Below are 13,580 nucleotides of genomic sequence, written 5' to 3'. Positions count from 1 at the left end.
AATAGCCTTTATCCGCTGCGCAGCTACACGCAACAGGTCGTAAAATCAAGCACTTGGTCGCACTGGACCGCAGTCAAGCGCAGACGTTTTCCGTTGGCCCAGGCAGAAAAACAGCAGAAACCAGCGGTGGCAGGAGTATGCCACGACGCCTAAGCCCAATGCAAACCAAGAACGGCATAGAGCGCGCTAATGAGCACTCCCGGTTTGACATGGCCATCTTTCCACCCGGTGAAATACATCGCACGCGCTCGCCGCATGAAAAAGAGCCTCCAGGGAGGCTCTCGATCGATCATGCTCTTTCAGGCTGCTAGAAGCCGTCGCGCCGGCGGGCGTGCCAGGCGCGATTCGCCGTCCCTGGCCTTGACGGCGAGTCCGTCGCCTTCACCACCGGCGCACCTCCGACAGATCGATGATGTCCGAGCGCAAGGGGACGCCCGGAGACCGAACATCGCGCGACCATACCTTCACCTCCCGCATGCCCTTTTCCTTCTGTCGGGCACGGTAGGCCCGCTGCCGCTCGGCAGCCGACGCGTGCTTGGCCGGTCTGCCCCGCCGCGCGGGAGGGGCCTCGTCTGAACGGCAGGGAGTTGGGCTAGCGGTTTTCGTTGAGTCGTTCATTTTCGTTACTCCATCAGGGGGTGGAGTGAACGTATAGGCGGTGGGTCAGACGATGACGCCCATGCCGTCATAAAGACCAGCACCCAAGGCGCCCGTTGCCACCTACTCGCCGCTTGGCCGCAGGAGTAGCCGTTTTAGGGGGTCATCCCGCTGCGTTTCGTCACACCGTGACGCCTTAAAAGTCAGATCGTGATGAAATTCGACGCGCGTGCTTTCGTCAGTCCGTGACGAAACACCCCCAAAAATTATATTTACATAAATACGAAACTGGGACTTTCGTCACGCCGTCGTATCAGCCGAGACGTCGGGCGTCACCCGTGACGAAAAGCGCCCTCCAAAAACGCCAAGACGTCGAATGCCGGACGTCATTTCTGTCGCCCACCCAAGACTGCGGCCGGTCACCGTACACCAAGCCGCGACACCTCCGCGAACTTCACCCCCGCGTCGATGCGGCCCCTGATGTGCGTGGGGCCGTCACTTGAGGCCTGACCCGCCCTGCCCTTACGCCGCGAGTGGAACCCAAAAGCGCACCTGGCCGCATTCATCCCCCATTGATTGCACCTATACACCTGCATCATCACTTACAGGTACGCCTTATGGCCCACGCACTTACATCGAACGACAGCACCGACATTACTCCAACGCCATCACGCAACACTCAGGAACTCGCCAAGTTGCTCGACAAAGCCACCCTCTGCGAGCGCCTGAACATCTCGCCCAGGACAATCGAAAACATGGTGAAGGACGGTACCTTCCCGCCCCCGGTGAGGGTCGGGAAGCACGTCTACTGGAGTGAGGTTGCCATCCAAACTTGGCAGCGCCGGCTCTTCGCAGCCCAAGAAGCCTGGACGGGTCATTGATGCCCTGTGGCCTTGCGACTGCCATCCCGTCCGGCAGCCTGAACTGATCGGGCAACCGGCCGTTGTCATGCCTCTAACAGGGGTAAAACGCTCAGCACATAGCCAAGCCCCAAGAAATGACCATAGCCTGCTCGGCCCCCATTTCCGCTGCGCCTCCGCCCCATACCCCACTCCAACGCGGCGGCGACAGCCTCGGGTAGCAGCCCCTGACCTGCACCAATTCTTCGGACCACAAATTACTTGAGAAAAACGAGAGGAGTCCCCTCCACCAAGAGGATGAGCTCGCCTACGCCCCTGAGCCCCTTGCCAGTTTGCCGGGTGAACCAGGATCTTCGCGCCATCGGGAAAGTGATATTCCGCGATCCTGCACGAATGGGCTACAGCTTCCCGAGGTCAGTTGATCATAGAGCGACAAGGCTTTCAGTCCGAGACGGGCAGGAACCCTTCGCCTCTCATCTGGGCGCTTCACCCGAGAGCCCGCTTGTCGATGTCTGGTCACCGCAGATCACGCTCAGTACAGCCAGATCCGGAACGTCCCGACTACTGGCGCAAGCGCCCTTCTCTCAACACATGGTCGAAGGTAAAGACATGCGCGGCGGGCGCCTCCTCGCAGCGCCCCATCAAGGCCCACGCATGCCGAAGCCCGCCCGACCTCGCGATAACCCTGCCACCACATAACGGACACGTCGCGGTGTAGCGAACGGCCTTGATCGACTTGTCGGCGAACCGCGGCGGGCAGCGCCACTCGATCAGCCGATCATCATCTAAGGACTGCATCCACCACGGCGCAAGTGCAATACGCCAGCTATGGAGCATCAGGAGGTGTCCGAGGGTGCTCCAGAAGCCATACGCGAATACGCCGGCGCCAATCGCTGCGTAGGCGCTATCGGCGAGCGAGCGCTTTCCGACCATCGTCAACGCCACGAGCATGATCGATAGCGCGACGATGAGAAGGCCGCCGATGAACAAGACCTGAAGAACGCGACGACGCCACCCGAAAAGCCGGAAGCCCGCGGCAAAGGCTCGCGCCAACCATGACGCATCCTCGACATCCTCGCAGATGTATTCCACCTGGGCGATGGATGCGGGCGCCGGATCAGCACGACGGTCGTCCTCGGGAGCCGCGTCCCTGACCTCATGATCCTGATGGGACGCACCGTTCTCCTGCTGCACAGATACCCACTTCAACCGATAACGCGTCGGATTACCCTGCCCACCACCTTCAATGCGGTCAAGCGCGGGCACCGTATCGCAGCCCTTCTTCGCAAAAGCCTGCCGGATGCCCTCGCACTTGCGAGGCCACGTTTCACTGGCAAGTCGCTGCCAGTGCTCACGCACCTTGCCAGCAATTGTTTCGCGCGAATCGGCAGCCCCCCATTTGCGCCTAAGGATCCGCCCCATCTCATCGGCGACATCCCACGGATCGAATCCCACCTCGCTGTCCTGGTGCGACCGAGCAGCCAAATCTGACAGTGCACGCAACAAGACGACGTCGAGGCGCCCCGCCTCGCGCCAACCGGCCGCCAGCGCACCAAGAAATTCTGCTTTTTCTTCAATTCCTTGCAACTCTCACACCCCCCTTTGAACCCCGTTTGCGGGGTGTTCCAGAGTCTCTGCCTACGCGGTAATTCAATTCGTCAATGTCATCAACGAAGGAGCAATCAAGATGGAAGCCGGAAGTCTGCTGCAATCATTTGCCATTGCCAAGAACGGGCGCATCGTCTCTGTGGAAGAGGTCGAGCGGGGCCAAGCGTGTGAATGCACGTGCCCGTGCTGCCACGGTTCGCTGATCGCCCGCCAGGGTGACGTACGCGTCTGGCACTTTGCTCACGCCACAGGTACCGACTGCGAAGGCGGGGCCGAAAGCGCCCTCCACCTGGCCGCGAAGGCCGTCATCGAGCACGCCGGCGGCATCATGCTCCCCGGCATGTCGGTCAAGCGAACCCATACCTTAGCGGATGGGCGGCGCGCCACGGCGGACGTGTCGCGCCCCGATACGTGGGTCGATTTCGACGAAGTGCAAACCGAAGTCGATCTTGGCACAGTGATTCCCGATGTGATCGGCAGAACAGCCGATGCCGCCTATCTCATCGAGGTCGGGGTGACGCGCTTCGTCGATTCAGAAAAGCTCGCGATCCTGCAGGACTTGGGTTCGCCTGCCATCGAAATCGACCTGCGCAAGTTTGACCGCGAAGCATGGACATGGGCGACGCTCGAGGACGCCGTCGCACAGGGCGTGGAAGGCAAGCGTTGGCTCGTGTATCCCGACAGAGGTGATTTAGAGGCGCTAGCTATCGAAAAAGCCCGTCTGATCGCGATGGCACAGCCGGAACCGCTACAAACTCAACCACAGCCATCTCTGAAAGCACACCCGAGTCCCGCAAGAACGCGGTACAGGGTTCAGGGCCGAATCGTAGACCTGATTGATTTTCCGTTCGGTGTCGCGCTATGGTCACCGTACGACGCGCACTTCAATGAAGTCATCAAGGGCTGGAGCCGCGCCTATGGCGGTCGCTACCAACCGAATCACCGCAACTGGCTGTTTCCGACCGCGGCCAAGTCGTTTCTGACCGCCGAGATCGCGAAGCGCCAGTGACCTGTCGGACGGCTGCCTCCTGGCACGATGCGCACATTGCCCTGCGGGCATGCAGTCAAAACCCGCTGGGCAACCGTTGCCACCACCGTATCGCCCCTGATGCCGACTTTCCTCGACAGCGCCGCCAGAACTAGAAGAATTGGCGAAGAGTCGTCCCGCACGAAGCCCCACCTTCTGCCCGAAACGCCAACGACCGTCGGTCGGCCGACGCGAACAGCCGGTGACCTGTCCAGTCGATGTCGAAGCGCACGGGACTGTAGACGCTATACAGGGCATCATCCCCTTCAACGCTCCCCTTTGCGATGAGGACAGAGAACGAGAGCAAGACCTGAGGCTATAGCTACATGACGCAACAGGGGCCATCCGAGATGGCCCGTGACTACCCTGACCGACCTGATTCTTCCAAGACTTCCCCGCCGCCCTTATTGCACCGACAATCCTAGCCAAGGCCTCATCATCCGCGGCCCGGATGTAGCCACCACGAAGAGCCACTTGCAGCTCAACCCCTCGGCGCTTCGCCACTGGCTCCTGTTCGACATAGATGCGCCCCTTGCCGCACTGACCTGGGAGCGCGTAAACCTACCGCCGCCCAACTGGGTTGCCGTCAATCCGGAGAACTCCCACGCCCATTGCGGTTACCTGCTCGAAGTGCCGGTCATCACCAGCCCTGGGTGCCACGAAAAGCCTTTGCGCTATGCTGCAGCCATCGAAAACGCGTACTGCCGCAAGCTGCGGGCTGACCCTGGCTACGCCGGCCTGATCTGCAAGAATCCCCTACATGAGCGCTGGCGAACCTGGTTCATTCACGACCATGCCTATTCGCTCGACGAGCTCACTGAATGGGTGTCGCTCGCAAAGCCCTCCCGCGCAGTGGAGCCGCACATCGGGCTCGGACGCAACGTCACGCTCTTCGACACCCTACGCAACTGGGCCTACCGCATGGCACTCATATACAAGAGCGCCAATGCGACCCAGGACCTCTGGTTCCGGGCGCTGCTGCACGAGGCCGAAGGCATCAACAGTCGCTTCCCTACGCCTCTTTCGTTCCCCGAAGTACGGACCTTGACGAAGTCCGTCGCAAAATGGACTTGGCGGGTCTTTACTCAACACGCCTTCAGCGAGATACAGCGCGCACGGGCCCAGAGGCGCTGGAGCGAAGCCGACGCCAATTCGGTTGAGAAAGCGAAGCCGTGGGAGCAACTCGGTATCTCTCGCCGCACTTATTACTACCGCAAGAAAGCGGGACTGCTGCTTCCAGATGATTGCACTGATGCCATATCAGATAACAGCGGGGACCGGACGCGAGAGCGACGCAACCACTCACCACATCCGAGTGCAAAGCCCATCTATCACCGCTCTCATCTGAATCGGTGAGACGATACTCAAGAGGGCCCGGGGTGCTCAGCGCACATCGAACACGCGTGACGAGCCTTGCGTGCCCGACAGCCTGCGCTCCTGAGCATTGCAGCGACAACCGGGTTGCCAGGCAAGTCGGCCCCCGTACTTTCCAAAGGGCATCTCACGCGTCACGAGGAGTTCGAGCAGTTCCGAGCTCACAGAAGATTCGTCCAGGCGCCACCCACCGGATGTTGTTCAATCGGGGCCGATTACGCTCCAGTCTCTTGCGAGGCCTCTCCCCGGAACACTTTAGCGCGATGCCACCTCAAGTACTTCCGGTGACAGTCGGTAAGCGAATCCGCTCGAGCCTCCACTTCGTCAATCCCAAGTAGCAACGATTGGCGGTCGCTCAGCTGCGGTGAGCGCAAGAGTTGGCCATTATCGGAGAAGGTCACTAAGCCCCTGTCGAACAGGGCGTCCAGATGCGGCGCAAGTAACAGTCCGTTGAACACGTCCAAACGCTCAGCATCACTCTCGCAGTCGGACCAAGGTTTGATGTGAGATGCGCGTAGCACCTCGACCACGTCCAAGCCTGTCACCGCACACCGTCCCCCCCAGTATTCAATCAGCGTTCGGCGGAAGATACCCTGGCCGATGCGCTGGACCACCTCGCGGACAGCTTCCGTACTACTCGGCGGATTCCGCGTCTTGGAGACGAAATCCCGCAGTCCCTCCTCATGCAGGACTCGAGAGATGGCGGCAGCCCGAAACAAAATGCCATGCAAGCGAGGGTAACCCTCAACCCCGTCAAATCGTATCGCCCAAGCACCCGACTCCGAAGACGATGCAATGCCAAACTCAACGCTGAGTCGCTGTCCTATCACCGCATCAAATAGGCCCAGGCGGTAGATGCCAGGTAGCTGAACGGCGACGCCAACCCATGCGGAAAAGGCCGTCGAGCGGAAGATGGTCCAGCCCCCCTGGTGCTCGGGCGTCAGGTCGAACCCTGCGTCGGCTGCCGCTTTTGCGACACGTGTCTGCTCAAGGGGCGGCCCTTCCGCGGCTTGCCGGGGTGCGCCCGCATACCAGCGAAGAATCGCTCGCAGCGCAGTCTCATCCGCAATGAAACAGGAAACCTGATTGGGTGCAGCAAGCTTGGAGTCCTGCTGCTTCTTGATTCGGGAGCCCTGGTAGGGCTCCGCGCATACCTCGATGCCGGAGATTTCCGGCAATTCGCAGCGTTCAAACAGCAGGCGCGTCTGCTTGGCCGGGTGGTAGCCCGAGGAGACATCGGTATTGCCCAGGACAAGTGCAAACTGCTTGCCAAGTGGCCCACCTACTGCAAAGAGCTGCGCCTTGCTTCGACTTCGTACATCGAATCTATGGATGCCCAACTCATTAGCCAGCGGACCGTCGATGACATTCAACGCTTCCTGGGCGGGAAATCCGAGGATGGCTGCCATCAAGCCTCCGCCCCAACCAACCTCTGGTAGCCCTGCTTGATGACCTGCGCAATCATCGGCCGCCGGGCAACCAGGAAGCTCTGGTAGTCCATCTCCTGCCACCCCTCTGGCAAGGCGTGCCAATGCATCATGGCCTTCAGCTCATCCGGGGTGAACCGAGCCGCATACTTGGGCCAGTACTCCTTGGGCGGGATGTCGGAGATGGCAATGTTGTCATCCCATTCCACGAGCGCATAGTTGGCAATTTGGTTGGTATCGCGCAGCTCCTTGACGCCAATCTTGTGCAGGTAACGCTTCGGAAAGAGGTGGTGACGCTCCAGCGGCTTCTTATTGCCGATAGCCGGCGGGTCGAGAAGGTCTGCGACCTTGCCTTTGGAAAACAGCGCTTTTGCCTCGCACAGGACCAGCGCAGCGTAGTAGGCAAACAGACTGGGACCACGGCTTGCGGAGGTAGATAGCTCAAGCGGCAAGGTCTTCGCCCAGTAGTCGTCGGTGAGCGTTGCCAGTTCCACGTCCCTCAAGGCTTTCACGAAGGCGGCGGGGTCGTTGCCTTCAGGCAGCAGTTTGAGGTCTGTCTCGTAACGGGTTTCCGGCGAGCTCGTGTAACGCCCAGTCAGCAGAGACATAAACAGCCATCGGGCGACCGCCTGCTTGAGGACAAACGATTGCACACCAAACTCGGTGCGACCAAGGAGATAGAGCTGATACGCGAAGATGAGCGCCCCCTCCGAACTCACATAGCGCAGGTGCCGATAGCCCGCCGCCTTCACCACGTTCAGAAAATCCGCCCAGTGGGTGAGGTTCAGCACCTTCGACTGAGCCACCTTCAAGCGCTCGAACTGCTCTGCACGTCGCAGCGGGCAGAACTCGCCGGTGCGCAAATCCTTACCGCGCAGAATCGAATAAACGTGTTCAAGCCGGCCGCGCCGGAAGGCCACCCCAACATCGACCCGTAGCAATTGGTCCGGCTCGGGTTGAAAGATGGGATTCAGTGGACTGGCCCCGTTTCCAGCAAGCGGCTTGCGTGTCGCCACGCTGAAGCGCTCAAGGTCTGTGCGCCCTTCGTCCCAATGCACCGACATCAGCGTGAGGATGAAGTCCGACTGGTTGAGCTTTTTGCCCTCGCTGTTGATACGCACGAAAACGTCGGCCACCTGCTCTTCGTTGGCGGCCTGGGTGAGCTCCAGGGCGACAAAGGGGAAGCCGTTCAAACCCACCAAGCGACCGATGGCATCGGCCACCCGCTCCTCCTCTTCGTCGCTCAGCGTACCCCCGCTCGCTTCGCGTGCGTCCCGAAGACGCTTTACGTATTCGTTGATGGTCTTGTGCGAGGGCCGCGCAAACACTTCGGAGATATCAGCGATGAACTCCGGCTGCTTCTCGGTGGTGGCATCCGGCACTGCAAACTCGCCTTTCAAGGGATTGAACGCAATCCGGATGTACTCGTGCTCGAAGTTGTCTCGCAGGACAGGTTCCCTCATCACCACCGCGTACAGCGAGGTCAGGCGCTGCTGGCCGTCGACGATGAGCAGCGACGGAGACTTCTGCTTCTGGTCCTGGCCGATGCCCTTGGTACCGACCTCCTCCGCCCCCGTCTGCCAGAACAGGAAGTACCCGACCGGATAGCCCTTGTACATTGAGTCGAATAGGTCACGCACCTTTGCATTCGGCCACACGAACGGACGCTGAATGTCCGGCAAGCCGATGACGCCAAGCTTGATTTCGTTCAGTAGCACGCCGAGCGTGTAGTTCACCTCCTTGAAGAGACGTTCGTTCATCAGCGGCCCCCCCGTCTTCCAAAGACACCATCTACGCCCTTATCCGGGCCCGTGTATCCCTTCTCAAGCAGCGAGATGCCCTCCTGAAACAGCTGGTCGATATACTGTTTCTTGCGAATGACGACGCCGTATTCGTCGCGTGGCTTGTCCCGCGGGTCTCCCCTAAAGGACAACCAATTGAAGCTTGTCGTTACAGCAAAACTATCGTCGGACACCAAGGTCTTCCGATGAGTGTTTCCAACGTAGACGAACCGAAAATTTCGGTGTTTCTGCGAGAGCCTCTCCAAATCCCGCTGCGCTTGCTGCGTGATTGCCGGTTTCGATTGCGCAGCATTACCCCGCGCGCGCGCCTCGCCATCGTCAATTCCATAGCCGATGTAGACATCTACCCCTTTGCGCAGGAGCGCCTCGAGAGAAGCAATGAACTCCCAATTAACTACCTGGTGCCGAATCCACGGAGAAATGATGAGAAGCCGTTTCTGCGACGACAGAAGTGCTTTCTTCAATAGACCGGGGTGCTCATGACAAAGCACGGACTGCAGTGTCTCCAAGGGCGGCATCGTTACTGTTTTGCCAGCATCGGCATCGCTGTCGGTTTCAGAAACAGCAGCAACGCACGTATCAGTTCCTACGACATTTTCAGCGCCGTCTTCTGACTCAGGGGGCTGTACCGCAAGGAGTTCCGAACCAACGAGCTCTGGCCCACCGACAGCACGGAAGCTCGTTTCATGCTCAAGGGCAGGTCCGTCCTCACGCCAGAAGGCAACGGCAATTTCGCTTCGCTGCGCTTGGTTCCGATAGAAGAGCATTACGCAGGACATAAAGTGCAACTCTCGCCGCTCGACGCGTCGTATGGCAAGCAACTCCCCCTTGCCCTCAACTCCCGCTCGCTGCTGCTGCAACACCCGGTCAAAATCCTGGAGCGGGATGTCCTCGACCTCGGGACGCTTCGCGCTGCCGGCAGGCACTTCGAAATAGCCGAATTCACGCATTTCGCGGGGCTTGTTCAGCTGCTCCGGTGACACAAACAACAACTTCCGCGTCAGGGCATCGAAACACACGCGGACTGTTCGCTCCTGAGGTCGTGTGGTCGCTAAGTCTCCCAGAGTCAATCGCCCCTTTGAAGAGAGGGTTACCTTCGCCCTCTCTTCCCCGACAGCTCTCGAGTAGTTGATGAGTTCGGATGTGTTCAACCCGGCAAGAACCGGTGTTAAGACGTTCGCGGATAAACCCAAGAACGCAAGAATGTCCTCAGGGTTGTGCAACCCAGCCTGCACTGCCCGCAGGACAGCCTCCTCGATGGGACCGAGCTTCTTGCGCTCCAACGTGACAATCCGCAGGGCCAATACGTAGACTGGAAGACCAGCTTCCTTGAATGTTGCCAATTCATACCCCGGCCGAGCATGAGCGGCCTGCTCAAGAATTCTTTCGAGGCTCATGGCTGCAACTCCTCAAGCGCGCAAGTCTCCGGATTTCTTCGGATGTAGTCGATGACCCCCTTCAACGGGTTTACGACACCGGGCACCGTCTGGCAGTAGTGGTGGTCACCGACAATCGCAAGCAGTTCTTTACCCCTCGACAAGGCCACGTTGATGCGCTCCATCTCGCGTAGAAAGCCGAGACCCTTCTCCTCGGAGCGGGTCACCGAGAAGACCACCATGTCCGCCTCCCTCCCCTGGAATGCGTCCACGACGTTGACAAAGATTTCAGAGAAGCTGGACCAGTCGTGCTTCTTTGTCTGAACCGCAGTCTGCAGTCTCACTCGCTGCTCCCCATATCCGGTTAGGACTGCCACGCTAATCCGCTTTCCCTTTCCGCGCCCCTTCTGCATGAAGAAGTCGACTCGATTTAGGAGAGTGATGACAAATTCAACCTCCACGTCGTTTACGTAAGAGGTCCCAATTCGCCGTGAGGCACGGTTGGATTTCCTGCTTGTCGAGAACCAAGTTAGCGCTCGCGGCAACACTCCGGCGAGCGCTGGGTCGGGGTCACGATGAACACTCCGCAGTTCGCCACCATAGAAGCACTCCGAGACCAAATCTCCGACAGCAGGCAGCATGCGATGCTGGGTGGTGAGAGTCTTGTGCAGAGCTGGAGGTAGCCCCTCTCGAAGGTGGTTGAACAACGTTGCCTTTTGGTCCTCAACCTTCAAGTCAAAGCGTTCAAGCAGCCCCTGAGTTCTAAGGTCTGGGTCCTGGAACGGGGAAAGCTGTCGGCTGTCTCCAACCAAGACGGTACGTCGCGCCCGAGACATTGGTACGAGTGCCTCCGTAGGCGTCGCAATGGACGCCTCGTCGACAATGCACAGGTCGTAGATGATGTCGTTGCGGCCTGGAACGCTCATTACCCCAAGACAGGTTCCGGCGACCACTTGGGACGATGCAATTACCGCAGCCCTGAAATCCCTACTCCGTCCGAATCGTGCTTCCCAGTCCGCATGTGCCAACAGGAGCGCCTTCAACTGCGTGCCGGACGGGGTTCCGTCGGAATACGCCTCGGCCCATCCGCGAAGGTCCTCCGCCGAGCACTCTGAGAATTCCTTGAGTTCCTCTTTCGTGTCGACGTGACCGGCGAGGTCCTTCACGGACTCCTTCAACGCTCGCTCGAGCTCGTCTCTCTCGCGCACCAAGCCCTGATAGTGGTCATCCAATTCAGCACGTGCATCAGAATCCAGCGTCTTACGATGGTCGTCAGCCATTTGCGGTTCAATTGAGCGAAGGCTGTCATCGACCTCCTCAAGCCGAGTCTTTAGAACAGCATGCCGCTCCAGTGCCATCGCCTTCCGGACCTCCTTCAGACTCAGTCCGTGGTCCGTGGCCCATCGCTCGATAAACGCTCGACCCGAGGCGAGGGCTGCTTTTCTGAGTTCGGGCAGCTTGGCATCCAGCAGGAAGCTTCTAGTGCTTTCGGCAATACGCTCATCACCATCCTGCCCGATGCGAACGGCACCGACAGTACCACCAGACTGCTTGAGGATTCTCTCCAGCGAGTTGTCCAGAGCGACATGCGTCTGTGACGTAAGGAGAACCCGTGAATTGGGCGCGGCCCGAAGGGTCTGCAGGACAAGTTCGGTGATAAATGTTGTCTTGCCGGTTCCGGGAGGCCCCTCAACGAGCATCAGCGGCGGTCCTGCCAAGGCCGCCAATATGGCCCCTTTCTTGTCCTCGTCGACGTTCTTCTGGAAGAGTTCCACTTCGACAAGAGGTGGCACCTCGACCTGCTCTGGATTGACAATGATGCGGCCAAGGTCCGGATTGACGGAGCGCCCGTAGCGGACTGCCTCAAGAGCCGACTTCTGCTTGTCCAACGCGGAATCCGTCTTTGTTGTATCCGTCTCGACCGTACCTTGATTGGGGATTGATGCGAGGTCGACAGTGTTGCGCTCACCAGGCCGAATCAGGACTGCCGATTCGGTAGCTGAGATGACGCTCCCTTTGAACGTACCAATCTCGCCAAGGTCGATGAGAACGTCTTGCTCGACCAGCGCCCCGGAATCGCTGCCTTGCCTGGGGGTCAAGCAGAGAAACTCCCCCTTGGCCTCACGCCGCACGAAAGGGACCCTCGCTTTGCGTTGCTTCTCCAGTTCGGTCTTGGCGCTGAGAAGATTTAGCCACGTCTTGTACAGCGCCTGCTCGCGCTGCTCCAGCCTTCGCAACTTCTGGTCACCAGCGAACACCGCCAGCCGGTCCAGCAGCGCATCGATAGCCTCAGCTGAATGCTGCCCCGCCACTCCGGTCAAGGCAAATCGCAAAGCAGGTTCGCAAGCGAAAGTGCGTCGCCTCTCGATGTCTGAGGGCGGAAAGTCCAAGGCGTCGACAATCCGCAACCTAGTTCCGGCCTCATCTCGCACGACCGTGTAGCCGTACTTGTTACCGTAGAGCCGCAGGCTTCGCCCGGGACGCTCCGTTGTCGGCGGAATGTCTTCTCCTCGCGCCTCTTCCAAGTCTCGCTCTACGAACTGTTCCGCCAAGTCCCCCTTGATTCCCAAATCGTGCTCAACAATGCCCCGCACACGTTGCGTCACGCTCAGCAACACTACGGGCAGCTCTGCCGTCACAGCGACAGGGGCCGCTCGCTCCAGTTCCGCCATGAGGACAATCGCATTAGTCGGCCTTGACTCAGGTGAATCCAGAGCCAAGCATCTGCGGAGCACCTTTCGCACCGGCTCGTCGATGGTCGCTCTCTCCAAGGCCGACAGCAACTCGGAGTGTGAAGCCGGTGCTTCTCGGCTGAGAACAACGGTGCTCAGAGCAGCGAAGCCGAACACGTCTCGGCTATAGCTGTAACTCCCGTCATCGAGCTCCGGCGGTGCAAATGGTGCCGACGCGAACTGAGCCAGGGTGACACCCGGCGCCAAGAAGTCCCTGATTTTCGAGATGCCGAAGTCGCATAGCTTGACCACACCCTCGTCAGTTACTAGCACGTTGGAGGGTTTGATATCTCGATGGACCGTGGAGCGCGAATGCGCGAACACAAGGGCATCGAGTACCCCCTTTCCGATGGCTTGGTAATACGCAGCCCAATCGGCGAACTCCCGGGATTCACATAAAGACCTAAGGTCCTGCTCGACCCACTCCATAACAACAAAGTGGGCCTCATTATCGTCGTCCCGCCCCGAGTCCAGTATGCGAACGATATTCGGGTGTCTCAGGTCGGACAGCGCTTGTACTTCGCGGCGAAACGACTCCTCAATGACCTCGTCGGTTCCTTCGCCGGTGCGGAACACCTTGAGGGCCACGGTCTCCCCTGTTTCCGCGTCGGTGGCCCGGTATACCGAGGCCAGCCCGCCGCTCCTAGGATTGCCGCGAGTGATGTATCGCGCGTCGGCAAAAGACAATCGCTTCGCCTCCTTACGCTCCGCAACGGTTCCCATCGTCAGTCTGTCACCACCGCGCATGTTGCCTCACCCTCCCGTATTCCGTAGTTG

General features: G+C 59.5%; 8 protein-coding genes. 3 read left to right on the top strand and 5 right to left on the bottom strand.

What is annotated here, in order from left to right; translation table 11 throughout:
• The first annotated feature begins 1,214 nt into the window (after positions 1-1,214).
• Positions 1,215-1,478 (top strand): helix-turn-helix domain-containing protein, encoded by a 264-nt coding sequence (locus tag GRF61_RS04980; protein WP_169149602.1) that lies wholly within the window; start codon positions 1,215-1,217, stop codon positions 1,476-1,478.
• 540 nt (positions 1,479-2,018) lie between these two features.
• Here the strand turns inward: GRF61_RS04980 and GRF61_RS04975 are convergent.
• On the bottom strand, positions 2,019-3,044 hold the full coding sequence (locus GRF61_RS04975; protein WP_169149601.1) for a hypothetical protein: 1,026 nt from the start codon (positions 3,042-3,044) through the stop codon (positions 2,019-2,021).
• Positions 3,045-3,144: 100 nt separating this feature from the next.
• Between GRF61_RS04975 and GRF61_RS04970 the strand changes: the two genes are divergently transcribed.
• Both GRF61_RS04970 and GRF61_RS04965 read left to right on the top strand, forming a co-directional pair.
• The gene (locus GRF61_RS04970; RefSeq protein ID WP_169149600.1) at positions 3,145-4,074 is read left to right on the top strand and encodes a competence protein CoiA family protein; all 930 of its coding nucleotides are present in this window, start codon (positions 3,145-3,147) and stop codon (positions 4,072-4,074) included.
• Positions 4,075-4,449: 375 nt separating this feature from the next.
• Positions 4,450-5,448 (top strand): replication initiation protein, encoded by a 999-nt coding sequence (locus tag GRF61_RS04965; protein WP_169149599.1) that lies wholly within the window; start codon positions 4,450-4,452, stop codon positions 5,446-5,448.
• Between the two features lie 233 nt (positions 5,449-5,681).
• Here GRF61_RS04965 and GRF61_RS04960 read toward each other — a convergent pair whose 3' ends face one another.
• From GRF61_RS04960 to GRF61_RS04945, 4 genes are read right to left on the bottom strand one after another with little or no spacing between them, the layout of a single operon-like run.
• Entirely contained in the window at positions 5,682-6,875 is a 1,194-nt protein-coding gene (locus GRF61_RS04960; RefSeq protein WP_169149598.1) for an HNH endonuclease, read from the bottom strand.
• Entirely contained in the window at positions 6,875-8,653 is a 1,779-nt protein-coding gene (locus GRF61_RS04955; protein WP_169149597.1) for a DUF262 domain-containing protein, read from the bottom strand. Before GRF61_RS04955 ends, GRF61_RS04960 begins: the two co-directional genes overlap by 1 nt.
• Positions 8,653-10,092: a phospholipase D-like domain-containing protein gene (locus tag GRF61_RS04950; RefSeq protein ID WP_169149596.1), complete on the bottom strand. Its 1,440-nt coding sequence runs from the start codon at positions 10,090-10,092 to the stop codon at positions 8,653-8,655. Before GRF61_RS04950 ends, GRF61_RS04955 begins: the two co-directional genes overlap by 1 nt.
• A complete protein-coding gene (locus GRF61_RS04945; protein ID WP_169149595.1) occupies positions 10,089-13,490 on the bottom strand; it encodes a serine/threonine-protein kinase in 3,402 nt (1,133 codons plus the stop codon). Before GRF61_RS04945 ends, GRF61_RS04950 begins: the two co-directional genes overlap by 4 nt.
• Positions 13,491-13,580: the final 90 nt, after the last annotated feature.

This window comes from Azoarcus sp. TTM-91, from assembly GCF_012911025.1.
Classification (GTDB): Bacteria; Pseudomonadota; Gammaproteobacteria; order Burkholderiales; family Rhodocyclaceae; genus Azoarcus.
This window is presented reverse-complemented; position numbering and strand designations above follow the sequence as displayed.